We start from the raw sequence: 22,961 nt of genomic DNA, 5'->3' as shown, positions 1-22,961 counted from the left end.
GCGCACGCGCGCGTGCACCTCCTTACGTCCGTGCTGAGGCGAGCCGCCGGTCCAGCTTCGTCACCGCGTCCCGGAACGCGCGCCCCAGCCCCGGTCGCCCAAGCTTCAGGGCGAAGCGGAACGCCGCGGTTCCGTCGGCGGCAAAGGTCCACTGCACGCGCGTACCCGTCCCGTGCGGGGTCAGCCGCCACTCCTCGACGAGGGCACGGACCCCGGGGGCGTTCGTCTCGTCCACGCGATACGCGTACACCTCGGCGGGCTCGGCCGCGAGCACCGTCTCCTGGAAGCGCGTACCGCCCTTGAGCCGGATCTGCCGCCCCTTGCCGTCCTCGGTCGGCCGGGCCAGCGTCACCGCCGAGAACCACTCCGGCCAGCCCGCCACGTCCTCGGCCAGCGCACGGAAGACCGCCTCCGGGGGAGCGCTCACCGCTCTCGCGAACACCAGACGCACTGGAGCGGCCTGGAGGAAGTCGAGCCCAACCGGGCGCAGTTGGCGAGCCACGTACGAAAACCCCCTCGCGGGAACGGAATCCGGACAGCGTCAGACCCGAGGTGAAGCGGTGGAACACGGGCGTACGGTCACGATAACTGGCGGCCCGTCAGATGTCTGTATCCTCCTCGGGCTCGCCCGCCACCACCAGACGCCGCAAATGCTCGGAGACCTCCGCGCGTGCCTCGGCGGGCAGCCCGGCGTCCGTGACCAGCGTGTCGACCTGCTCCAGCGCGGCGAACGAACTCAGCCCCACCGTGCCCCACTTGGTGTGGTCCGCGACCACGACGACGCGCCGCGCGGACTGCACGAGCCGCCGGTTCGTCTCGGCCTCCGCCAGGTTCGGCGTCGACAGGCCCGCCTCGACCGAGATGCCGTGCACCCCGAGGAACAGCACATCGAAGTGCAGCGCCCCGATCGCCTGGTCGGCGACCGGTCCCACGAGCGAGTCCGAAGGCGTACGCACACCACCCGTCAGTACGACCGTGGCCGCACCCTGCCGCTGCCCGGAAGTGCGCTGCGCGGCATGGAAGACATCGGCCACGCGCACCGAGTTGGTCACCACGGTCAGGTCCGGCACATCGAGGAGCTGATGGGCGAGCGCGTACGTCGTCGTGCCGCCGGACAGCGCGATCGCCGTGCCCGGCGCGACCAGGCTCGCGGCGGCCCGCGCGATGTCCTCCTTGGCGGTCAGCTCCAGTCCCGACTTGGCTTCGAAGCCCGGCTCATGGGTGCTGGCCTCGACGATCGGGACCGCGCCGCCGTGCACCTTTTCCACCACGCCCTGCCGGGACAGCGCGTCCAGATCGCGGCGGACCGTCATATCGGAGACGCCGAGCTTTCTGGTGAGCTCGTTGACGCGGACGCCGCCGCGCCGCCGGACCTCGTCGAGGATCAGAGCGCGGCGCTGCTCCGCGAGGAGGTTCTGATTCTCGCTCACGTCCGCTCCGGTCCCTTCGCCTCGTATTCGCCCGACACTGTCTCGAACCCCCTCCGACCCGTCTTCGACCCCTCCGACCCCCTCCGACCCCCTCCGACGAGGAGATTCTTCCCGTCCGGGACCCCAAGGGCGTCCCATACTCGCACGGGTGCCCACCCCTTGCGCCACTGCCTGTGCTCATGCGCACACGTCACGCGGGCAACGCGGGGCCGTCACCGTCACACGGATCGGGGAGATTCGGTGACCAGGGGTGCGCACCGGCCGCGTAGCCGGGATTCTTGTACCTGCGCATGACACATGTCACCAGGCAGTACGGGGGAAGCAGGGACAGTGGAGCGTTCACAGGAACGTGCCTCGGCGGGGCAGGCGACCAGCTCCGAGCGGCGGCCCGAAACGGCCGACACCGCACTTGAACTCCTGGTCCACGGCGTGGGCGGCACCACGCCCGAGGAGATGCTGAACGATCCGCGCACCGTGCGGATCACCGGCGACGAGACGGCCGCCGTCTTCCGCCGTATCGACGACGCCGACGCGGAGCAGCGGCCCGACGACTACCGCGGCAAGCCGGTTCCCGAGGCGTACGTATGGTGCAACCTCACCTCCGGCAACGGCGCCCGCGCCCTGTGGCTGCTGCTCCTGCCGTTCATGGTGGTCAATCTCGCCCACTGGATGCGGCCCACGGTGAGCGACAACCGGACCAGGACAGTACGCCTCTACGGCCTGCTCGTCCGGCTGGTGAGCCTGACCCTCACGGTGCTGCTGGTCGCCGCCGCCTGCGAGGTGGCCCTGGACCTGGCCGCCTGGCAGTGCGCGGGCTCGCGCGCATGCGCGGCGGACCACTCCTGGCTGGGCTTCATGGCGCCCGTCGAGTCCGATGACGGCTGGTGGAGTCAGCCGGGCCGCCGCCTCGCCCTGGCCGCCCTGGTGCCGGCCGCCCTCACCGGCCTGTTGTGGTACCTCTCCCACCGCACCTGGAGTGCGTACGAGTCCCAGCAGCCGATGACCGACGGGGCCGACCTGGACGAGGACACCAGCCGCCTGGGCCTGGGCCGCCCCGGCTTCTGGTACGGGCGCCGCCTGGTGGCCCGGCTGCGCGCCGCCCACACTGCCGCGGGCCTGCTGACGGTCACCGCCGGCGTCGGCACCTCCGCCGCCCGCCACGACCGCGGAGACGGCGGGCCGGTCGTCCTGGAAGTGCTGGGCTGGCTCCTGAACGGGGCGCTCGTGGTGGGCGCGCTCGTCGTGGTGTGGGTCGTGTGCCGCAGGGGCCGCAGCGAGCGCCGTCTGGACCGGCAACTCGACGAGGCCCTGGTGCGCTGGCTGCCCATCGGCTCGCTGGTCCTGCTCGCCCTCACCGTCGTCTACGCGGGCTGGTCGCGTCCGGAGTGGCGCTCGGTCCACCGGCTGCCGGGCGACGCGACCTTCGGCGGCATCGTCCTCGTCCAGGGCCTCCTCGTGATCGCGATCGGCGTGGTCGCCCACCTCCTCTACCGCTCCCACCCCGACGCCCGCACCGCGATGCGCGGACTGGCCGGTCCCGCCGTCGCCATGCTGGCCTGCGCGCTCGGCGGCGTGTTCTCCGGCGGCGTGGCCCAGCGCGTCGCCGACTGGCTGGACGGCACCGGCGGCTCGATCAAGGGCCCGCCGGTGTTCCTGACCTGGCAGGCGTCCGTCATCCCGCCCCTCCTCGTCGTCCTCCTGCTGCTCTTCGCCTGGCTGGCCCGGCGCACGGTGCAACTGCGCCGCGCCGCGATGAGCGAGGTGGAACAGGACTACCCCGCCGAACCCAAGGACACCGAGCGCACCCGGCGCATCGCACGCACCCGCGCAATGGCCTCGCTCACCGACCGGGCTCCCCGCATCATCGGCATCACCTCCGTGGTGACGCTCCTGCTGGGCATCGTGGCCCTGGTGGGCGCCATAGCGTCCGACGAAGTGCCGGGCAAGGCGGCGCAGGACACGCACCCCTTCGTGGAGGGCGCAGCCGAGACCGCGCAGGCGCTCGGCTCCTGGCTGATCGGCGTCGGCTTCATACTGTTCGTCACCTGGGGCCGCCGCGCCTACAAAGATCCCTCCGCACGGCGCACCATCGGCATCTTGTGGGACGTCGGTACGTTCTGGCCGCGCGCGGCACATCCCTTCGCGCCCCCCTGCTACGCCGAGCGCGCCGTGCCCGACCTGACCTGGCGCATGGCCACCTGGACACGCACCACGGGCGGACGGCTCGTCATCTCCGGGCACTCCCAGGGCAGCGTTCTCGCCGCCGCCGCGGCCTGGCAGCTCACCCCGTCGGTCCGCAAGCGCGTCGCGCTGCTGACCTACGGCTCACCCCTGGAGCGGCTCTACGGGCGCTGGTTCCCGGCCCACTTCGGTCCCGACGCGCTCAGCGGCCTGCACCGCGAGATCGACTGCTGGCGCAACCTCCACCGGGCCACCGACCCCATCGGCGGCCCCGTCCGGCTCCCCGGCGACTGCGGCCCGAAAGTCGACCGCGAGCCACTCAAGGACCCCCTCGCATACGGCCGCACCGCCGAACACCCGCTGCCCGCACCGATCCTCGGCCACTCCGACTACCAGGCCGACCCCGCATTCGCCGAGGAACGGCAGCGACTGCTCACACGACTCAGGCCGGATGTGCCGGGCCCGCGCCCGGAAGGCGGGTCCCCAGGACCTAGTGAGCCTGATCCGGACACGCCACCTGACGGCGAGCCGCAGTCCGGTCCGCGCCCACAAGGCGGGCAGTCACCCGCTTCGGGTGCGGACGTTGCGCCTCAGCCCGGTCCGGGCGCGGCCAGTGAGCCTCAGTCCGGCCCGGGTGCGGACGGCGAGCCGTAGCCCGGTCCGGGCGCTGAAGACGAACTGCAGCCCGGTCGGGGCGCGGCCAGTGAGCCTCAGTCCGGGCCGGGTGCGGACGGCGAGCCGTAGCCCGGTCCGGGCGCTGAAGACGAACTGCAGCCCGGTCGGGGCGCGGCCAGTGAGCCTCAGTCCGGGCCGGGTGCGGACGGCGAGCCGTAGCCCGGTCCGGGCGCTGAAGACGAACTGCAGCCCGGTCGGGGCGCGGCCAGTGAGCCTCAGTCCGGGCCGGGTGCGGACGGCGAGCCGTAGCCCGGTCCGGGCGCTGAAGACGAACTGCAGCCCGGTCGGGGCGCGGACAGTGAGGCTCAGTCCGATCCAGGAGCGGACGGTGCGCCTCAGGGCAACTCGGGCAGGTCCTCGGCGTAAAGCAGGGTGAGGTCGTCCGTGCTCGTCTCGGCGAGCTGGGCGACCCGCCCCGCGTGCCGCTCCACCATCGCCTCGAACGTCTGCCGCGCGGTGCGGCCGTTGCCGAACGCGGGCCCCTTCGGGATCGCCGTGAAGTACTTCAGCAGCGCTTCGCCCGCGCCCGGCGCCAACCGGTACTCGTGCTCCTCAGCCTGCTGTTCCACGATCCGCAGCAGCTCCTCGGGAACGTAGTCGCTGAATGTGATGGTCCGTGAGAAACGGGACGCCACCCCGGGGTTGACGCGAAGGAAGCGCTCCATCTCGGCCGTGTACCCCGCGACGATCACTACCACCGCCTCCCGGTGGTCCTCCATCAGCTTCACAAGGGTGTCGATGGCCTCGCGCCCGAAGTCGCGTCCCGAGTCCTCCGGCGACAGCGCGTACGCCTCGTCGATGAACAGCACGCCTCCGCGCGCCTTGTCGAAGGCCTCCTGCGTACGGATGGCCGTGGAGCCGATGTGCTCGCCGACCAGATCGACCCGGGACACCTCGACGAGATGGCCCTTCTCCAGGACACCGAGCGAGGCCAGGATCTCGCCGTACAGCCGGGCGACGGTCGTCTTGCCCGTGCCGGGGGAGCCGGTGAAGACCAGATGGCGCCGCACGGAGGCCGCCTTGAGGCCCGCCTGCTGACGGCGGCGGCCCACCTCGATCATGTCGGTGAGGGCCCGCACCTCGCGCTTGACGCTGTCGAGGCCGACCAGCGCGTCGAGTTCACCGAGCACGGCCTTCGACGTGCGTGCGGGCTGCTCGGGCTGCCCGGGCGGCTGCGCGGTGACCAGCGGCTCCTGCTCGGTCGTGCGCTGACCTGGGATGGCGCCCAGCAGACCGGGGGACTGGCTCGTCGTCTCCACGGCCGTCTGAGCTGGCGGAGGCCGTACCCCGGCGCTCTCGTCGCTCGTGCACTCCTCGACGACGGGTCCGTTGCCGGATCCTTGGTCGCCGCCGGCGTCGGCGAACTCGTAACCCCCGCGCGCGCAGCGCTCCGTACGGCACTTCCTGAGCGTCGTACGGCAGCCGTCGATCACATGGAAGCCGTAGCCTCCGCTGCCCGTGACGCGGCAGCCGTGGAACGTGCCGCGGCCGCCGGCCGAGACGTAGAAACCGGCCTCCGCGGGCGAGTCGACCGTGCAGCGCTCGACGGTGGGGTCGGCGCCCTTGGTCACGATCACACCCGTCTGCGCACCGTCGATGGTGCACCCCGAGAGCGTGCCGCCGCTGCCGTGATCGCGGAACCAGGCGCCGGTCGCGGCGTCCCGGATACGGCAGTCGTCGAGCTGTGCGGTGGCTCCGTCGCTCACCGACACCGCCGTGTTGCGCACCTGCCACAGATCGCTGTCGACGACATCGGCGCGCGAGCCGCGGTCGAGCACGAAGAGGGCGTCCGGCACGTCGTGCACCCGGCACGAGTCGAGCACCACGGTCGCGCCGTCGCTCACCCAGACCGCGGGATAGTCGCCCGTACTGTCATGGATCTCGCACTGGTCGGCGTCCACCCGTGTGCCGGGATCCCACACCGAAAGGCCGTTGCGCCCGAACTGCCGCACCGTGGAACGGGTCATCGTCAGGACCGAGCGGGAACGCAGATCGACCGCGTTCTCCGGGATGTCGTGGATCCGGCAGTCGGCGAGCGTGAGCACGGCGTCCGTGTCGAGCGTGACACCGTCCGCCGTGGTCCGGTGCACGACGCAGTCGGTGAGATGCGCCGTCGCCCGCGCGGTGACCTGGACGCCGCTGCCCTTGACCTCATACACCTCGCAGCCCACAGCCTCCAGCGCGGAATGCTCACCGGTCGCCGACAGGCCCGCGCCCGACGCGTGATGCACCCGGCAGCGCTCAAGGCGTGGATGGGCGGCGCCGCGCACGGCGATGCCCGACTGGCCTGCGGCCACGACCTCGCAGTCCTCGAACACCCCGCCCCCGCCGTCCAGTACGGCGATACCGACACCCGCCGGATTGTCGACCGTGCAGCGCCGCACGGTCGGACGCGCACCGCCGCGCACCTCGATCCCGGCGGCGGAACGCGTGACGATCCGGATGTCCGTGAGCTCCGGAGCGCCCTCCTCGACGAGCAGCGCGGGCGCCGCCGCGTCCTGGCCCTCCACGAGCAGGTCCTGGACTACCGCGGACGCGCGCACCGTGAGCGGCACACCGTCAACGGGCGCGATGCGTACGGAACCGGGGGAGCCCTCCGGGCCCCGCAGGGTCACCGTCCGCCGGACGACGAGGTTTTCCCTGTACGTACCGGGCGCGACGGTGAGCACATCACCGTCGCCCGCGGCCTCCAGGGCGGCGGCGAGCGATGCGTACTCACCCGTGCGGCGTCGCCACCGAGACGTGCCGGTGTGCGTCACCTGGACCGTGCCCTGTGCCATGGCGCTGCTGTGCCCCCACCTCGTCGTACGCGGGTCCTGAGAGGCTCCTCGTCGCTCCCCCTCGCCCCCGACCGGTCAGCTCACGGGGGTTCGGAAACAGCCTCTCACGACGTGCCGAACAGTTCGGCCGGTCCACCGTAGCGTGCGCGGACAGGGGGAGTTGACCGGAGCGGAAGGCTGTCAACTGCCCGTGCCGGTCCTGCCCCAGTCCGGTCCGGCCTGCGACCATGCCCGGTCCAGGCGGGCGTACCGGCGCCGCATCATGCGCCACACGACCAGCCTCCGGGAACCCTCGAGGAATCCGGCGCAGGCGGCTGCCGTGCCGAACCCGGCGAGCACGGCGTGCGTCGTCGCGGTGGCGGTGTCCAGGGGGCGGCCGATTGTTCGGCCCTGTTCGTCGGTCCACAGCTTGAACCGGTCGCCCGGCTGCGGGGACTTGAGGGCGGCCGTCACCGTGCCGTGCCGCTCCGAGCCGTCCGGGCCCTTCCAGTCGGCGACCACTCGGTTGTGGGAGTCGCGTGCCGAGGACGTCTCGGGGTCGGGGTCGAACGGGCGGCTATCCGCCTTCTTCACGACGGTCGCGTCCACCAGGTGGCGGTCCAGCCGCTGTTGCCGTACGGACTCCTGCAGGGCGTCCTGGGCGACTGAGCCGACCCACGCGCCGGCCACGGGGGCGGCGACCAGGATGAGCAGCAGCGTCGCCAGTGCCAGCCAGGCCTCGACGAGGTCGGTCCTACGGCACAGCGGATTGTGCCGCCAGCGCCAGAGTCCCCTGATGGTCCGCAATGTCCCGCACCCCCTTCCCCATCCGTCATAACCCGCCGGCGGAGCCGTCCACGCACGTGGCCGGGGAAGAGAGAGCGAAATCACCCCAGCACCGGCCATTCATCCGGATTCCTCTGTGGATACCCCCGCCTTCAGGCGGGGGAGGAAGCGGACTCCTGCGGAGCAGGGCAGGGAAAGCCGATTCGCCTCCTGGGCGGTTCGGCGTCCATCGCCAACTACCAAGCAGGGGTCACAAGTTGATGTGATAGTTGGTGAGTCATGGCCACTGGCGTGAAGCGGGCCTTCAAGTACCGTTTCTATCCGACCGATGCGCAGGCAGCCGAGCTGTCGCGCACCTTCGGATGCGTGCGCAAGGTCTACAACATGGCCCTCGCGGCCCGTACCGAGGCCTGGGCGCGGCAGGAACGGGTCAACTACAACCAGACCTCGGCCCTGCTGACCGCGTGGAAGAAGACAGAGGAACTCGCCTACCTCAACGAGGTCTCCTCCGTGCCGCTGCAGCAGGCCTTGCGGCACCTGCAGGCCGCCTTCGCGAACTTCTTCGCCAAACGCGCCAAGTACCCGCGCTTCAAGGCGAAGAAGACCTCCCGGGCGAGCGCGGAGTACACCTCCTCCGCCTTCCGGTTCCGCGACGGCCAGCTGACACTGGCCAAGATGGCCGACCCGCTGGACATCGTCTGGTCGCGTCCCCTGCCCGAGGGGGCGACGCCGAGCACGGTGACGGTGAGCCGGGACAGCGCCGGACGCTGGTTCGTCTCCCTGCTGTGCGAGGACCCGCGGGTCAAGCCGCTCGCGGCGGTCGACGCGGCAGTGGGTATCGACGTCGGGCTTAACCACCTGCTGACCCTCTCCACGGGGGAGAAGATCGCCAACCCGCGGCATGAGCGCCGCGACCGCGAGCGACTGGCGAAGGCCCAGCGGGAGCTGTCCCGCAAGGCCAAGGGCGAGGGTGCCAACCGGCAAAAGGCCCGCCAGAAGGTCGCCAAGATCCATGCCCGGATCGCCGACCGCAGGCGGGATGTGCTGCACAAGCTGACCACTCGACTCGTGCGTGAGAACCAAACGCTTGTGATCGAGGACCTGACCGTACGCAACATGGTCAAAAACCGGAGCCTGGCCCGCGCCATCAGTGATGCCGCGTGGTCCCAGTTCCGGAGCATGCTGGAGTACAAGGCCGACTGGTACGGGCGGGAAGTAATCGCGGTGGACCGCTTCTTTCCTTCCTCCAAGCTGTGCTCCGCCTGCGGCAGCCTTTCTGAGGCGATGCCGCTGCATGTCCGTTCCTGGACGTGCGGCAGTTGCGGCACGGCCCATGACCGGGACGTGAACGCCGCTGAGAACCTTCTGGCCGCCGGGCTGGCGGTGTCTGTCTGTGGAGCCGGTGTAAGACCTCAACGGAGAACTCCGGGCGGGCAGTCGGCGGTGAAGCAGAAAACCCCACGGCGCGAGCCGTAGGAATCCCCCTCGTTCACGCGGGGGAGGAAGTCAAGAACTTCTCACAAGACCTCAACGGGCGTGCCCGGCGCCGTGGTTCCCCACGCGAGGGTCTATTCGAGGAATCTGACCGGGTCTCCCACGCGCACGGTGCCGACGGACTCCGGCACGAGGTTCTGCCCGAAGAGCAGCTTGCCGCCGATGCGTCGGTGGCGGCCGAGCGTGCGCAGCGGTTCCCCGCCGCGCTCGGCGGTGTCCTGGTCGGTGGTGGTCACGACACAGCGCGCACACGGCTTGGCCACGCGGAAGACCGCCTCACCGATGGCGATCCTCGACCAGCCGTCCTCGGACCAGGCGTCGGTGCCCTCGACCACCACGTTCGGCCGGAAGCGGTTCATGGGGAGGGGGCCCTCGTCGGGCCGGTCGCCGCGCGCTATCAGGCAGTTGAGGGCGTCGAGGGAGGCGACGGTGGTGAGCAGCAGGGGATAGGCGTCGGCGAAGCTGACGGTTTCGCCCGGACGCGCGTACTCCGGATCGAGGGGACGTCGGGTGGCCGGCTCGTCGAGATGCACGAGACGCACGTCGATGCCGAGATAGTCGCTGCACCAGGCGTGCGCCGCGGCGTCGGCTGGAACCCCCTCCACCTTGTCGCGCGGCATCTCGACCGTCGTCGTGCCGATCGGCTCGGGCACGGGAACAGCGAGCGGTTCACGGCCGGGTCCGGACAGCAGAACACCGCCGCCGGGCTGTGGCTCGGCGGCGGCAAGCGCCATGCGCGTATGCGCGCGCTGGGTGATGACCTTGCCCGTCTCGTCGATCAGCACCCAACGCCGGTCGCCCACCAGGCCCCAGGGCTCCACGACGGCCTCGCGCGCGGCATGGCCTTTGGCCGCCTTGAGCGGGTAGACGTGGATCGAGTGCAGCACCGACATCGACATGAGGTCATCTTGTCAGCCGGCACTGACAACCTCCTCGGAGGTGGCCGGCTGAGGGAGCGAGACCTCAGTAGCCGCCGCGGTATTGCTGCTGCTGACCGTTGTACGGGTCCTGATACGGCGCCGGAGCCGGACGGGGAGCCGCGGGGCGCATCGCCTCGTAGCCCGTACCGCCCGCCACGGGACGCTGGGGTTGTACCGGACGCTGTGGTTGTACGGGACGCTGGGGCTGCTGGGGCTGCTGGGCCTGAGGGCCCGGGTAGCCACGCGGACCGGCTGTCTGCTGTTGCGGGATGTACGGCGTGGCGGCCTGTTGCAGCGGCTGGGCCTGCGGGTAGCCGTACGACGGCGCCTGCGGTGACGGGGCGGCCGGCAGGGCGGGCAGCGCCGACGGAAGCGCGGGCAGGTGGTTGCCCGTGTCGTACGCCGCGGGGACCCGGATCGGCGCGATCTGCGGGGTACCCCGCTCAGCGACGAGCGAGTCGTAGATCGGAGTGTCCGGGAAGGAGGCGGAGTAGTAACCGCCGCCATAGGTGGAGCGGGGGGAGGTCATGGCACATAAGTTAAGCCCACGATGTGCTGGTTGGGGAGACCGATAAGAGGGTTCTTTTTCGTGTCGGCAGTGACGCGCCATCCCTAATGTGAGCGAACTTGTAGAAAAGGGGCGGCGGTTGAAGTTGAGATCTGGTAAAGGCCAAGTTCCGGGAGGGTTACCGGCCAGTCGCACGTCCTTCCGGCGAACGAGGTCATGGGCGATCGCCGTTCGCTGGAATAGGTTGGCGAAGAACGACTTCATGTACTGAACTGAAGCGCGATCCGGCGCGGAGACACCCGATGGGGGCGGACATGTCAATGCCTAAAGGTTCGAATGTTCCGATGCCGACGGCCGGACTTCGCGTCGAGTTGGGGTGGCGTGCTGGCCCCGGCGTCCCCGACGCGGATGCCTCGGCGCTGTTGCTGGTCTCCGGAAAGGTCCGGTCGGACCAGGACTTCGTCTTCTACAACCAGCCCGCGCACGCCTCCGGATCCGTGCGGCACGAGGGCAAGCAGAACGCCGGCGGCCAGGTGAGCGACACACTGGTCGTCGACCTCGCGCGGGTGGAGCCCGAGGTCGAGACCGTGGTGCTCGCCGCCTCCACGGACGGCGCCACGTTCGGGCAGGTGCCCGGCCTGTACATCCGGGTCCTCGATGCCCAACAGGGCACAGAGGTCGCGCGCTTCGACAGCGAGGGCGCGACCGTGGAGACCGCCTTCGTGCTCGGGGAGTTCTACCGCCGCCAGGGCGCCTGGAAGTTCCGTGCCGTCGGGCAGGGCTACAGCAGCGGACTCGAGGGGCTGGCCACGGACTTCGGCATCACCGTGGACGAACCGCAGCAGGCGGCGCCCGCGCCCACCACGCCGACGCCCATGCCCTCGACGCCACCGCCGCCCGCGTCCGTCGCCCCGCCGGTCACGGCCGCCCCGCCGACGCCACCACCGGCCGCGCCGCCCGCCCAGCCCGCCGCCCCGGTACGTCTGACCAAGGTCACGCTGACCAAGGAAGCCCCGTCGGTCTCGCTCACCAAGCAGGGCGGCACCTCCGGCGCCATGCGTGTGAACCTCAACTGGCAAGTACGTAAGCAGTTCTCGGGGTGGCGCAGCAAGCTCGGCCAGGCCGTCGCCATGCACTCCGACCTCGACCTCGACCTGTGCGCCCTGTACGAGCTCTCCGACGGCAGCAAGGGCGTCGTCCAGGCACTGGGCAACGCCTTCGGGGCGCTGCACCAGCCGCCGTTCATCCATCTCGACGGCGACGACCGCACCGGTGCCTCGGCGAGTGGCGAGAACATGAGCATCAACCTCGACCACCAGCAGTACTTCCGCCGCATTCTCATCTTCGTCACCATCTACGAAGGAGCCCGGTCCTTCGCCGACCTGGACGCCACGGTGACCCTCCAGCCCCTGCACGGCGCTCCCATCGACTTCTCGCTCGGCGAGTGCACCGTTCCCTCGACGGTGTGCGCACTGGCCCTCATCACCAACACCGGCAGCGATCTCGTCGTCCAGCGCGAGGCCCGATTCCTGGTTCCCGAGCGCGGCGTGAGCCCGCAGCGCACCGTCGACTACGCCTACGGGTGGGGCATGAACTGGACCCCCGGCAGGAAGTGACCCGACCGGGAGTGATCAATCACCGCTGTTCGGGCGCCGCGTCGGGACGGGCGTAGGTGCGGCCTTTCCAGGCCGCTCCGCGCCCCCTGTAGTGCTGCACCGCGGAATCCACCGTCATGAGGAGGTACAAAAACGCGGTGACCGGCAACAACAGGGCGAGCGGGAGCGGTTGCCGGTAGTAGCGGAGCATCGGCAGATACGTCGCTGTCATCAGCAGCCAAGCGAGCCCGCCCGCCATCGCTGCACCCGCACTCCCCGCGGCCAGACCCGCATAGAGCGCCACGGGCGGCACCAGGTACACCACCGCGAGGCCCACGATCGTGCCGACCAGCAGCAGTGGGTTGTGCCGCAGTTGGGCGTACGCACTTCGCGACACCATCCGCCACAGGTCATGCAGCCGCGGATACGGGCGCACGCTGTCGACCTTTTCCGCGAGCCCCAGCCAGATGTGGCCCCCGGAGCCCTTGACCGCCTTCGCGAGCGCCACGTCGTCGATGACCGCGTGCCGGATGGCATCCGGAATGCGCGCCCGCTCGGCGGCGTCCGCGCGCAACAGGACGCAGCCGCCTGCCGCGGCAGCCGTCCGCGACCCCCTCACGGCGATCCAGCGGAACGGATACAGCTGAGCGAAGAAGTACACGAAGGCGGGCACCACCAGCCGCTCCCAGACGCTCTCGACCCGCAGCCGTGCCATCTGCGAGACGAGATCGAAGCCTCCCGTGCGGGCCGTGGACACCAACTCCCGCAGGCTGTCCGGCGCGTGGGCGATGTCCGCGTCCGTCAGCAGCAGATATTCGGGTGCACGCGCGCGTGCCAGACCGATTCCGTGCCGTACGGCCCAGAGCTTGCCCGTCCACCCCACGGGCGGCTCTCCGGGCGAGCCGACGGTCAGCGGCAGCCCGCCGTACCGCTCGGCAAGCTCGCGGGCCAGCTCCCCGGTGCCGTCCGAACTCCCGTCGTCGACCAGGAACACCTCCGCCCGCCCTGGATAGTCCTGTGCGAGGAGCGACGGCAGGCTGCCCGGGAGTACGGCGGCTTCGTCCCGCGCCGGTACGACGACGCAGACGGAAGGCCAGTCCTCTGGCTCCTGGCACGGCGGCAACCGTAGATCCGTACGCCAGAAGAAGCCCTGTCCCAGTAGCAGCCACAGCCAGGCGGCCAGCGATCCGGTGGCGGTCCACACAAGGGCGTTCACGGGCCGCAGTCTGCCCCACGCCGGGGGCCTGTTGAGGCGGATCGTCTATGGTGACCGGGTGAAGATCGCGCTCATGGACTCCGGAATCGGACTGCTCGCGGCAGCCGCCGTGGTACGTCGACTGCGGCCCGACGCCGATGTCGTTCTGTCCTCCGCCCCCGAGAGCATGCCCTGGGGGCCGCGTGCTCCCGAGGACGTGACCGAGCGCGCCCTCGCCGTCGCCGAGGCGGCCGCGGCCCACCGGCCGGACGCGCTGATCGTCGCCTGCAACACCGCCTCCGTGCACGCCCTGCCCGCCCTGCGCGCCCGCCTCGAACCGGCCCTGCCGGTCATCGGCACGGTTCCCGCGATCAAGCCCGCCGCGGCCGGCGGCGGACCCGTCGCGATCTGGGCCACGCCCGCCACCACCGGCAGCCCCTACCAGCGCGGTCTCATCCAGGAGTTCGCCGCCGGAGTGACCGTCACCGAAGTGCCGTGCCCGGGACTCGCCGACGCGGTGGAGGAGGCCGACGAGGCCGCCGTCGACCGGGCGATCGCCGCCGCCGCGAAGCTCACCCCGGACGATGTAAGGGCCGTCGTCCTGGGCTGCACGCATTACGAACTGGTCGCCGAGCGCATCCGCGCGGCCGTGCAGCAACCCGGGGAAGCCCCGCTCGTCCTGCACGGCTCGGCCGGCGCCGTAGCCGCCCAGGCGCTGCGCCGCATCGGCGAACACCCCGCACCGGAAGCGCCCGCACAGGGCACCCTCACGGTGTTGCTCAACGGACGAGAAGCGGCCCTGCCTGCGGCCGCGCTGACGTACGACGAGGGCCGGCTGCTGCAGGCCGTCAGCCCCGCCCGCTGAGCGTCCCGCCGCGAACCGGACCCCTGACGTCCACCCGGACCAGTAACTGTGCGCAACGCGGTGCCCGCGCTGCGGAACCTGAGTACTCTCAAAGCCATGAGGCACCCCCACGGCGAAGAGGACGCTGCCGACGCCCCGCACTCCGACGTGTGGCACGGCCGCGCGACCAACCGTGTGCAGTGGCTGCTCGCCCTGGGCGGCGCCGGCTGCATGGCCCTGGGCATCGAGCTGGCCGTCGACTCGGCCTGGACGTCGGGCGTCGTGCCACTCCTCATGTCCGTGGTCGGCTGCATCGCAGGCGGACTCCTGGTCCTCTTCGGCACGCTCGCGTTCGTCCACGTCGCCGTGAAGGTCGACAAGGAGTGCCTCGAAGTGCGCTGCGGCCACATGGGCCTGCCGCGCCGCCGGATCCCCCTCTCCCACATCACCGGCGCTGACTTCCTGCCCCGGGTGACCCCGCGCCACTGGGGTGGCTGGGGCTACCGCTGGCGGCCCGAGAAGGGAACCGCCGTAGTCGTCCGGCGCGGCGAGGGCCTCGTGCTCCGGCTCGGCGACGGCCATTCGTTCACGATCACGGTGGACAACGCGGAGGCAGCCGTACGGGTCATCCGGGCCCGCCTCGCGTCGACGACCTCCACGACCCGCGGCACCGCGCACTGACGCGCCCGGTCAGGGACCCAGCCGGCCGCTGCGCGTACGTCGGCCCGCGTCCACCGCGCTGTCCCGATCCTGGGGCAGCGGGCGCGCCGTGGCCAGCCCCGCGAGCAGTCCCGCGCCCGCTGTCACCGTGGGAAAGCTCAGCGCGTTGCCGACCGCGGCGATCGCCGCCAGCGCCGTGAGCGCGGCGCCCGCGGTGAGTGCGACCGGCGTGCGGCGCGCCGTGCGCCACAGCGCGTACAGCACCCAGCAGAACACCGCCGCGAGCAGCACCACGCCCACGAGCCCCTGCTCGGCCGCCTGCTGAAACGGCGCGGAGTACGGCTTGCCGTCCGCCGTCGGCGACTGCGTGATCGTCGGGCTCAGCTCCGGGAACCGTCCCGGTCCAACCCCAAGCCCCGGCTCCTGGTGAGCCAGGTCGAGCGCATCGCGCCACAGCTGGACCCGCTGCTGGGTGAGTTGCCCCTCCAGGGCGGAGGTCAGGCCGTCCGGCAGCACGTTCTCGGCGACGGCCCAGGTCGCTCCGGTCACCAGGCCCGCGGTGAGGGCGAGGCCCGCGAGTCCCGGGCCGCGGCGCATGTGGTCGGCGGCCAGGGAGCACAGCAGTACGCCCGCACAGGCGACACAGCCCGCCGTCGAACCCAGGAAGGCCGAGGCCACCCCGATCCCGGCGGCCAGCAGCCGCAGCCCGAGCCGCAGTGCCGGCGAGCGCGCCGCCCACGCCGCACAACACGCGGCCCCCGCGGACAGGGTCAGCAGAGCCGCGGTGGAGCCGGTCTGTCCGAGCGGCGAGATGACCTGCGACCCCGGCGCCGTGTTCGGGGCGGTGATCGCAAGGCCAAGACCGGCCAGCGCACCCGCGGCAGGGGCGGCGACCGGCACGTACGTACCGCACATCCGCCCCGAGGCATAGCCGGCGGCCACGGCGAGCACCGCGAGCAGCACACCCTCGGGCCGGCCACCGCTCACCGACGCCGTGATCACGGACCAGGTCGCGCAGCCACCGAGCACGATCACGCCCGCCACGTCCGAAACGGCACGTCTGCCGAGCGCCGGCATCGGCTCGGCCGACGCCATTCCCGTGAACCCCACCCGTCGACCCCCGACCCATGACAGACCCCGACCGACTGGCCGGATACGGCCGTACGTGAGGGGCTTCGGCACACGGTAACGGGTGGTGCGCCGCTTTGTGGACGACTTGCGCAGAAACGATGCAGCTGTCGGGTGGAAGCCGCCTGGCCAGAGGCGGACGGACCGCGCTGTCGGCGACCAGGTCACGCGCCGTACACTCCCCGAGTGACCGCCACCGCAACATCCGTAGACCAGCCGGAACAGCTCGGACCCGAGGCCCGGCCCGCATCGCGCGGGGCACGGCTGGTCCAGCGGTTCGGTCCGGCCGTCGTCGCGGCGCTCTCCGGAGTGCTCCTCTACGTCAGCTTCCCGCCGCGCACCCTGTGGTGGCTCGCCCTGCCCGCCTTCGCAGCCTTCGGCTGGTGCCTGCGCGGACGCACCTGGAAGACGGGCCTCCGGCTCGGCTACCTCTTCGGCCTCGGCTTCCTGCTGCCCCTGCTCGTATGGACGGGTGTGGAGGTCGGCCCGGGGCCTTGGCTGGCCCTCGCCTTCATCGAGGCGGTGTTCGTCGCGCTCGTCGGCGCCGGCATCGCGGCGGTGTCGAAACTGCCCGGCTGGCCCTTGTGGGCGGCTGCCCTGTGGACCGCCGGCGAGGCGGCACGCGCGCGCGTGCCGTTCGGCGGCTTCCCCTGGGGCAAGATCGCCTTCGGCCAGGCGGACGGGATCTTCCTGCCGCTCGCCGCGGTGGGCGGCACTCCGGTGCTCGGTTTCGCGGTCGTCCTGTGCGGCTTCGGGCTGTACGAGATCGTCCGCCAGGTCGTCGAGTTCCGACGCACTCAAGTAGTACGACGGGGAGCCGCCGCGGCGGCACTGCTCAGTTTCGTACTCCCCGTAGTGGGCACTTTTGCCGCCCGGCCCCTGATGAGCGACACGGCGGAGGACGGCACCGCGACCGTCGCCGTCATCCAGGGCAACGTCCCGCGCGCGGGCCTCGACTTCAACGCCCAGCGGCGCGCCGTGCTCGACCACCACGCCCGGCAGACCGAGCGTCTGGCCGCACAGGTCAAGGCGGGCAAGGTCGCCCAGCCGGACTTCGTGCTGTGGCCGGAGAACTCCTCCGACATCGACCCGTTCAGCAACCCCGACGCCCGCGACGTGATCGAGACGGCCGTCAAGGCGATCGGTGCGCCCGTCTCGGTCGGCGGCGTCGTCGCGAAGGACGGCAAGCTCTACAACGAGCAGATCCTCTGGGACCCCGACAAGGGCCCCGGCGACACCTACGACAAGCGGCAGGTCCAGCCCTTCGGCGAATACCTCCCGCTGCGCTCGCTCGTCGGCGCCATCAACGAGGACTGGACGTCCATGGTGCGCCAGAACTTCAGCCGGGGCAGCGAGCCCGGCGTGTTCACCATGGCGGGCACCAAGGTGGGACTCGCGACCTGCTACGAGGCCGCCTTCGACTGGGCCGTGCGCGACACGGTCACCGACGGCGCTCAGATGATCTCCGTACCGAGCAACAACGCCACGTTCGGCCGCAGCGAGATGACCTACCAGCAGCTCGCCATGTCCCGGGTCCGCGCCGTCGAGCACAGCCGGACCGTGACGGTCCCGGTCACCAGCGGCGTCAGCGCCGTGATCATGCCCGACGGAAAGATCACGCAGAAGACGGGCATGTTCGTGGCGGACTCGCTGGTCCAGGAAGTCCCACTGCGGTCCTCCGAGACCCCGGCCACGCGTCTCGGCGAGCTTCCCGAGCTGGCGATCGTGCTGGTCGCGGTCGGCGGACTCGGCTGGGCGGTGACGGCGCGGGTGCGCGGTCGACGCTCCGGTGACGTGTAGCCGTACGCCGGTCGTACGCGCCTCGTCAGCGCCGGAGCTGACGGACCCAGGCCGTTAGGGTCGCTCCATGGCTACTCCTGACTTCATCACCGCCATCCGGGCCACCGCCGGCCAGCAACTCCTCTGGCTCCCCGGAGTCACCGCCATCGTCCTCGACGACGAGGACAGAGTGCTGCTGGGGCGCCGCTCCGACACCCGCAAATGGTCGGTGATCGGCGGCATCCCGGACCCTGGCGAACAGCCGGCGGCCTGTGCGGTACGGGAGGTCTACGAGGAGACGGCGGTGCACTGCGTCGCCGAGCGGGTCGTCCTGGTGCAGGCCCTGGCGCCGGTCACGTACGAGAACGGTGACACCTGCCAGTACATGGACATCACCTTCCGCTGTCGGGCCGTCGGAGGCGAGGCACGGGTCAACGACGACGAGTCCCTCGACGTCGGCTGGTTTCCGGTCGACGCCCTGCCGGAGCTGAACGAGCACGGACTGTTCCGGATCAAGCAGGCACTGTCCGACGCACCCACCTGGTTCGACCCCATGACCTGAGCCCTGACCTGAGCCCGTCCGTCCCGGACAGGTGCTCGTTGTACGGGCCCCTGTCCAGGGAGGGCCGATCACGAGATATCTTGATGTCGAGCAATGTTGCAGACGTGGAGCGGAGCACCCGGTGACTGACTCGACCATCATCTATACGCACACTGACGAGGCCCCGGCCCTGGCGACGCATTCGTTCCTGCCGGTGATCCAGGCCTACGCCTCGACGGCCGGGGTCACCGTGGAGACGCGGGACATCTCCCTGGCGGGACGGATCATCGCCCTCTTCCCGGAGTACCTCGAAGAGGGGCAGCGCATCCCGGACGACCTGGCCGAGCTGGGCGCTCTCGCCAAGACGCCCGAGGCGAACATCATCAAGCTGCCGAACGTCTCGGCGTCCATCCCGCAGCTCAAGGCCGCGATCGCCGAGCTGCAGGAGCAGGGCTACGCGCTGCCGGCGTACCCGGACGACCCGAAGACCGACGAGGAGCGCGACATCCGCGCCCGCTACGACAAGGTCAAGGGCTCCGCCGTCAACCCGGTCCTGCGCGAGGGCAACTCCGACCGGCGCGCCCCCGCCTCGGTGAAGAACTACGCGAAGGCCCACCCGCACCGCATGGGTGCCTGGACCTCCGAGTCGAAGACCAACGTCGCGACCATGGGCGTGGACGACTTCCGTTCCACGGAGAAGTCCGCGGTGATCTCCGAGGCCGGCGCGCTGCGCATCGAGCTGAAGGGCGACGACGGCTCCACCACCGTGCTGCGCGAGTCCGTACCCGTACTCGCCGGTGAGGTCGTCGACGCCTCCGTGATGCGGGTCGCCGCGCTGCGCGAGTTCCTGACCGCGCAGATCAACCGTGCCAAGTCCGAGGGCGTGCTGTTCTCCGTACACCTGAAGGCCACGATGATGAAGGTCTCCGACCCGATCATCTTCGGTCACGTGGTGCGCGCCTTCTTCCCGAAGACGTTCGCGAAGTACGGCGAGAAGCTCGCCGCAGCCGGCCTCACCCCGAACGACGGACTCGGCGGCATCTACAAGGGCCTCGAGTCCCTGCCCGAGGGCGCCGAGATCAAGGCCTCCTTCGACGCCGAGCTCGCCGAGGGCCCCGAACTGGCGATGGTCGACTCCGACCGCGGCATCACCAACCTGCACGTCCCCTCCGACGTCATCGTCGACGCCTCCATGCCGGCCATGATCCGCACCTCCGGCCACATGTGGGGCCCGGACGGCGAGGAGGCCGACACGCTCGCCGTCCTGCCGGACAGCAGCTACTCGGGCGTCTACCAGGTCGTCGTCGACGACTGCCGCGCGAACGGTGCCTTCGACCCGTCGACGATGGGCTCGGTCCCGAACGTCGGCCTGATGGCGCAGAAGGCCGAGGAGTACGGCAGCCACGACAAGACCTTCGAGATCCCCACCACCGGCACGGTCCGCCTTGTCGACCAGGCCGGGAACGTCGTCATCGAGCAGACCGTCTCCGCCGGCGACATCTTCCGCGCCTGCCAGACCAAGGACGCCCCGATCAAGGACTGGGTGAAGCTGGCCGTCACCCGTGCCCGCGCCACCGGCGACCCGGCCGTGTTCTGGCTGGACGAGACCCGCGCGCACGACGCGCAGCTGATCGCGAAGGTCGAGCAGTACCTGCCGGAGCACGACACCGAGGGCTTGGACATCCGCGTCCTGAACCCGGTCGAGGCGACCAAGCTCTCCGTGGAGCGCATCCGCCGCGGCGAGAACACCATCTCGGTCACCGGCAACGTCCTGCGTGACTACCTGACCGACCTGTTCCCGATCCTGGAGCTGGGCACCAGCGCCAAGATGCTCTCGGTCGTCCCGCTGATGAACGGCGGCGGCCTCTTCGAGACGGGCGCCGGCGGTTCCGCGCCGAAGCACGTCCAGCAGCTGGTCAAGGAGAACTACCTCCGCTGGGACAGCCTGGGTGAGTTCCTCGCGCTGGCCTCCAGCTTCGAGCACCTCGCGCAGACCACGGACAACGCGCGCGCCCAGGTCCTCGCGGACACCCTCGACCGCGCGACCGCCCTGTTCCTGGAGAACGACAAGTCGCCGAGCCGTCGCGTCGGCGGCATCGACAACCGCGGCAGCCACTTCTACCTGGCCCTCTACTGGGCCCAGGAGCTGGCCAAGCAGAACGACGACGCGGCGCTCGCCAAGGCGTTCGCCCCGCTGGCCGAGACGCTGACCACGCAGGAGCAGACCATCGTCGACGAGTTGCTCGCGGTGCAGGGTTCGCCGGCCGACATCGGCGGCTACTACCGGCCCGACCCCGCCAAGGCATCGGCCGTGATGCGCCCGTCGGCGACTCTCAACCAGGCGCTCGCCACGCTGGCCTGACGGCTCGGTTCGCGAACAGGCTTCGCGAGCGGAACGAACACGCCAGAAGGAACCGTTCCGCCCCGGTCGGCAGTCAGCCGACCGGGGCGGTCCCGTCTCTGCGCCGAGGTCCCGGCAGGCCGGGGGAGCGGCGGCGTAGAGTACCGGGCTGGGTATACGACGAGGGAGCGCTTCGTATGGAACTGCAGATGGCGGCCGACGAGCTGAAGTCCGTGATCAACCGGCTCAAGCGAGCCCAGGGGCAGATAGCGGGCGTGATCAACATGATCGAGCAGGGCCGCTCCTGCGATGAGGTGGTCACCCAACTGGCCGCCGCCTCAAGGGCGTTGGACCGAGCCGGGTTCGCGATCATCGCGACAGGTCTGGAGCACTGCATGGCCCCCGAGAACGGCGAGCCGGACATGGACCGCGACCAGATGCGGGCCCGCCTCGAGAAGCTCTTCCTCTCCCTGGCCTGATCCGGAGTACTCGGGGCATACGAGCGCCACCGCGGCGGAGCCTCAGTCCCGCCCCGCCCCCCGGTACAGATCCAGCTCCCCGTCCAACTCGACGGCCAGCACCGTGGCCTGATCGTCCAGATCGGCCCCAGCGGGCGCGTCGATCCAGGTCACGCCCGGAACCGCGTCCAGGCCGCCGGTGACATGGTGGCCCAGTTCGGCGCCCGTACCCAGAACCGTGGCTCGCAGGACGCGGTTGCGCAGTCCGCGTACGGAGACGGTCTCGCGCGGTGCGTCGAAGCACACCAGGTACAGCGTGCGCCGGTCGGCGGACAGCGTGCTGGGACCGTAGTGGTGCCCGGCGGGCAGCCCTGCGACCGTCCCGTACACGGCGTCGGCGTGCCGAGCGATCCACGCGCCGAGGCCCTCCAGGCGTTCGACCTGCTCCTCGGGGATCGTGCCGTCCTCCCGCGGCCCCGCACCGAGCAGCAGATTGCCACCCATGCCGATCGTCTCCGCGAAGTAACGCACCAACTGGCGCACCGACTTGAAGTCGCGGTCCTGCGGCCGGTAACTCCACGAGTCGTTGATCGTGAGGCACAGCTCCCATGGACCCTCCGGGGCCTGGAGCGGGGCACCCTGTTCCGGGGTGGCGTAGTCGCCGTAGCCGAGCATGCGACCGTTGAGGATGGTGTCCGGGTTGCGCGCCAGGATGAGATCGGCCAGCTCCCGCATCCGCCACTGCTCCTCCGAGCGCTCCCACTCGCCGTCGAACCAGAGGATGTCGGGGCGGAAGCGGTCGACGAGCTCGCGGACCTGGCCGTCGCGGTAGGCGAGATAGCGCGCCCAGGCCGCCGGGTCCTCCTTGCCGGGCTCGGCGTGCGAGTAGGCGTTGGCCGGAACGAGGTGCGGTCCCGGGTGCCGCTCGCTCGCGTAGTCCGGGTGGTTCCAGTCGGAGTGCGAGTAGTAGAGGCCGACCTTGAGGTCCCGCGCACGCAGCGCGTCGACGAATCCGGTGACGAGGTCGCGGCCGGCCGGTGTGTCGCGGACGACGTCGAGATTGCGGTGGTCGGTGTCCCACAGGGCCACGCCGTCGTGGTGCCGGGTCGTGAGCACCGCGTACTGCGCGCCCACGCGGGCGAACAACTCGGCCCAGGCGTCCGGGTCGTAGCGCGACGCGGTGAAGCCGTCGAGCTGTTTCATGTACTGCTCGTGCGTCATCTCGCCCGTGTAGAAGGACCAGGACTCGGCAGCGCCGCCCACGGCATAGATGCCGTAGTGGATGAACACGCCCAGCTTGGCGTCGGGAAACCAGGGTTGCATCGGCATACGTCCACGCTAGGCGCGGCACCGCGGACTACGCGTGGGCGGCGGTCACCACTGCTGGTCCGTTTTCACCACGGGGCGAGGCTCAGGCAGTACGACTCCGGATACCGCGCCGTGAACCAGCGGCGAAACCCGGCATCCGATCGCGCCGAGGTGGTCGAGCAGTACCTCGACCTGGGCGGTCTCCAGCCGGTGCGTGCGGACGTACGCCTCGTGACGGTGCGCCCCCGGCGCGCCCCCGAATCGCCCCCGGATCACCCTCGGTTGGGCCTACTTGGCGTTATCCGATGGGTACAAGGGGTGCCGGTCGCGTGTTCAATCACCAGTACCGCGCTACGTAC

General features: G+C 70.8%; 19 protein-coding genes. 9 read left to right on the top strand and 10 right to left on the bottom strand.

Going from position 1 to position 22,961, the window contains the following annotated elements; all coding sequences use genetic code 11:
* Positions 1 to 22: 22 nt before the first annotated feature.
* Together OHT21_RS01080 and OHT21_RS01075 are read right to left on the bottom strand one after the other, a co-directional pair.
* Positions 23 to 502 carry an SRPBCC family protein gene (locus tag OHT21_RS01080; RefSeq protein ID WP_328766202.1) on the bottom strand — a complete coding sequence of 160 codons (480 nt, stop codon included), beginning with the start codon at positions 500 to 502 and terminating at the stop codon, positions 23 to 25.
* A 97-nt stretch (positions 503 to 599) separates the two neighbouring features.
* Entirely contained in the window at positions 600 to 1,430 is an 831-nt protein-coding gene (locus OHT21_RS01075; protein WP_328766201.1) for a DeoR/GlpR family DNA-binding transcription regulator, read from the bottom strand.
* A gap of 330 nt (positions 1,431 to 1,760) precedes the next feature.
* Between OHT21_RS01075 and OHT21_RS01070 the strand changes: the two genes are divergently transcribed.
* A complete protein-coding gene (locus tag OHT21_RS01070) occupies positions 1,761 to 4,265 on the top strand; it encodes a hypothetical protein (protein ID WP_328766200.1) in 2,505 nt (834 codons plus the stop codon).
* A gap of 356 nt (positions 4,266 to 4,621) precedes the next feature.
* Here the strand turns inward: OHT21_RS01070 and OHT21_RS01065 are convergent, their stop codons facing one another.
* On the bottom strand, positions 4,622 to 7,066 hold the full coding sequence (locus OHT21_RS01065; RefSeq protein ID WP_328766199.1) for a right-handed parallel beta-helix repeat-containing protein: 2,445 nt from the start codon (positions 7,064 to 7,066) through the stop codon (positions 4,622 to 4,624).
* Positions 7,067 to 7,246: 180 nt separating this feature from the next.
* A complete protein-coding gene (locus OHT21_RS01060) occupies positions 7,247 to 7,852 on the bottom strand; it encodes an Rv1733c family protein (protein WP_328766198.1) in 606 nt (201 codons plus the stop codon).
* Positions 7,853 to 8,110: 258 nt separating this feature from the next.
* Between OHT21_RS01060 and OHT21_RS01055 the strand changes: the two genes are divergently transcribed.
* A complete protein-coding gene (locus tag OHT21_RS01055; RefSeq protein ID WP_328766197.1) occupies positions 8,111 to 9,307 on the top strand; it encodes an RNA-guided endonuclease InsQ/TnpB family protein in 1,197 nt (398 codons plus the stop codon).
* Positions 9,308 to 9,399: 92 nt separating this feature from the next.
* Here OHT21_RS01055 and OHT21_RS01050 read toward each other — a convergent pair whose 3' ends face one another.
* Together OHT21_RS01050 and OHT21_RS01045 are read right to left on the bottom strand one after the other, a co-directional pair.
* A complete protein-coding gene (locus OHT21_RS01050) occupies positions 9,400 to 10,224 on the bottom strand; it encodes an MOSC domain-containing protein (protein WP_328766195.1) in 825 nt (274 codons plus the stop codon).
* Positions 10,225 to 10,288: 64 nt separating this feature from the next.
* Complete coding sequence (locus tag OHT21_RS01045) at positions 10,289 to 10,774, bottom strand: DUF6643 family protein (RefSeq protein ID WP_328766193.1); 486 nt, start codon at positions 10,772 to 10,774, stop codon at positions 10,289 to 10,291.
* 299 nt (positions 10,775 to 11,073) lie between these two features.
* Here OHT21_RS01045 and OHT21_RS01040 point away from each other — a divergent pair, with 299 nt between their 5' ends.
* Positions 11,074 to 12,369, top strand: coding sequence for a TerD family protein (locus OHT21_RS01040; RefSeq protein ID WP_328773927.1), 1,296 nt, complete (start codon positions 11,074 to 11,076; stop codon positions 12,367 to 12,369).
* Between the two features lie 19 nt (positions 12,370 to 12,388).
* Here OHT21_RS01040 and OHT21_RS01035 read toward each other — a convergent pair whose 3' ends face one another.
* Entirely contained in the window at positions 12,389 to 13,564 is a 1,176-nt protein-coding gene (locus tag OHT21_RS01035; protein WP_328766192.1) for a glycosyltransferase, read from the bottom strand.
* Between the two features lie 58 nt (positions 13,565 to 13,622).
* Here OHT21_RS01035 and OHT21_RS01030 point away from each other — a divergent pair, with 58 nt between their 5' ends.
* Positions 13,623 to 14,408 (top strand): glutamate racemase, encoded by a 786-nt coding sequence (locus OHT21_RS01030; RefSeq protein WP_328766191.1) that lies wholly within the window; start codon positions 13,623 to 13,625, stop codon positions 14,406 to 14,408.
* 96 nt (positions 14,409 to 14,504) lie between these two features.
* Entirely contained in the window at positions 14,505 to 15,068 is a 564-nt protein-coding gene (locus OHT21_RS01025; protein ID WP_328766189.1) for a hypothetical protein, read from the top strand.
* 9 nt (positions 15,069 to 15,077) lie between these two features.
* On the opposite strand, the gene OHT21_RS01020 is transcribed toward OHT21_RS01025, so the two are convergent.
* Positions 15,078 to 16,142 (bottom strand): O-antigen ligase family protein, encoded by a 1,065-nt coding sequence (locus OHT21_RS01020; RefSeq protein WP_328766188.1) that lies wholly within the window; start codon positions 16,140 to 16,142, stop codon positions 15,078 to 15,080.
* Positions 16,143 to 16,361: 219 nt separating this feature from the next.
* Here OHT21_RS01020 and lnt point away from each other — a divergent pair, with 219 nt between their 5' ends.
* The 4 genes from lnt (at position 16,362) to OHT21_RS01000 (ending at position 21,315) form a co-directional block, all read left to right on the top strand.
* Entirely contained in the window at positions 16,362 to 17,975 is a 1,614-nt protein-coding gene (gene lnt, locus OHT21_RS01015; protein ID WP_328766187.1) for an apolipoprotein N-acyltransferase, read from the top strand.
* A gap of 67 nt (positions 17,976 to 18,042) precedes the next feature.
* Positions 18,043 to 18,516, top strand: a complete 474-nt coding sequence (locus OHT21_RS01010) for an NUDIX hydrolase (protein WP_328766186.1) — start codon at positions 18,043 to 18,045, stop codon at positions 18,514 to 18,516.
* Positions 18,517 to 18,637: 121 nt separating this feature from the next.
* Positions 18,638 to 20,857: an NADP-dependent isocitrate dehydrogenase gene (locus OHT21_RS01005; protein ID WP_328766185.1), complete on the top strand. Its 2,220-nt coding sequence runs from the start codon at positions 18,638 to 18,640 to the stop codon at positions 20,855 to 20,857.
* A gap of 176 nt (positions 20,858 to 21,033) precedes the next feature.
* Complete coding sequence (locus OHT21_RS01000) at positions 21,034 to 21,315, top strand: metal-sensitive transcriptional regulator (RefSeq protein WP_033318546.1); 282 nt, start codon at positions 21,034 to 21,036, stop codon at positions 21,313 to 21,315.
* Positions 21,316 to 21,357: 42 nt separating this feature from the next.
* On the opposite strand, the gene OHT21_RS00995 is transcribed toward OHT21_RS01000, so the two are convergent.
* On the bottom strand, positions 21,358 to 22,623 hold the full coding sequence (locus OHT21_RS00995) for an alpha-L-fucosidase (RefSeq protein ID WP_328766184.1): 1,266 nt from the start codon (positions 22,621 to 22,623) through the stop codon (positions 21,358 to 21,360).
* A 45-nt stretch (positions 22,624 to 22,668) separates the two neighbouring features.
* Positions 22,669 to 22,878 (bottom strand): hypothetical protein, encoded by a 210-nt coding sequence (locus tag OHT21_RS00990; RefSeq protein ID WP_328766183.1) that lies wholly within the window; start codon positions 22,876 to 22,878, stop codon positions 22,669 to 22,671.
* Positions 22,879 to 22,961: the final 83 nt, after the last annotated feature.

It is taken from the genome of Streptomyces sp. NBC_00286 (genome assembly GCF_036173125.1).
GTDB lineage: Bacteria > Actinomycetota > Actinomycetes > Streptomycetales > Streptomycetaceae > Streptomyces.
This window is presented reverse-complemented; position numbering and strand designations above follow the sequence as displayed.

What these genes read in the sequence shown, in the direction of transcription:
- OHT21_RS01065 (WP_328766199.1), bottom strand. Translation starts at nt 7,066, where the DNA reads ATGGCACAGGGCACGGTCCAGGTGACGCACACCGGCACGTCTCGGTGG.
- OHT21_RS01055 (WP_328766197.1), top strand. Translation starts at nt 8,111, where the DNA reads ATGGCCACTGGCGTGAAGCGGGCCTTCAAGTACCGTTTCTATCCGACC.
- OHT21_RS01050 (WP_328766195.1), bottom strand. Translation starts at nt 10,224, where the DNA reads ATGTCGATGTCGGTGCTGCACTCGATCCACGTCTACCCGCTCAAGGCG.
- OHT21_RS01045 (WP_328766193.1), bottom strand. Translation starts at nt 10,774, where the DNA reads ATGACCTCCCCCCGCTCCACCTATGGCGGCGGTTACTACTCCGCCTCC.
- OHT21_RS01040 (WP_328773927.1), top strand. Translation starts at nt 11,074, where the DNA reads ATGCCTAAAGGTTCGAATGTTCCGATGCCGACGGCCGGACTTCGCGTC.
- OHT21_RS01025 (WP_328766189.1), top strand. Translation starts at nt 14,505, where the DNA reads ATGAGGCACCCCCACGGCGAAGAGGACGCTGCCGACGCCCCGCACTCC.
- OHT21_RS01020 (WP_328766188.1), bottom strand. Translation starts at nt 16,142, where the DNA reads ATGGCGTCGGCCGAGCCGATGCCGGCGCTCGGCAGACGTGCCGTTTCG.
- OHT21_RS01010 (WP_328766186.1), top strand. Translation starts at nt 18,043, where the DNA reads ATGGCTACTCCTGACTTCATCACCGCCATCCGGGCCACCGCCGGCCAG.
- OHT21_RS01000 (WP_033318546.1), top strand. Translation starts at nt 21,034, where the DNA reads ATGGAACTGCAGATGGCGGCCGACGAGCTGAAGTCCGTGATCAACCGG.
- OHT21_RS00995 (WP_328766184.1), bottom strand. Translation starts at nt 22,623, where the DNA reads ATGCCGATGCAACCCTGGTTTCCCGACGCCAAGCTGGGCGTGTTCATC.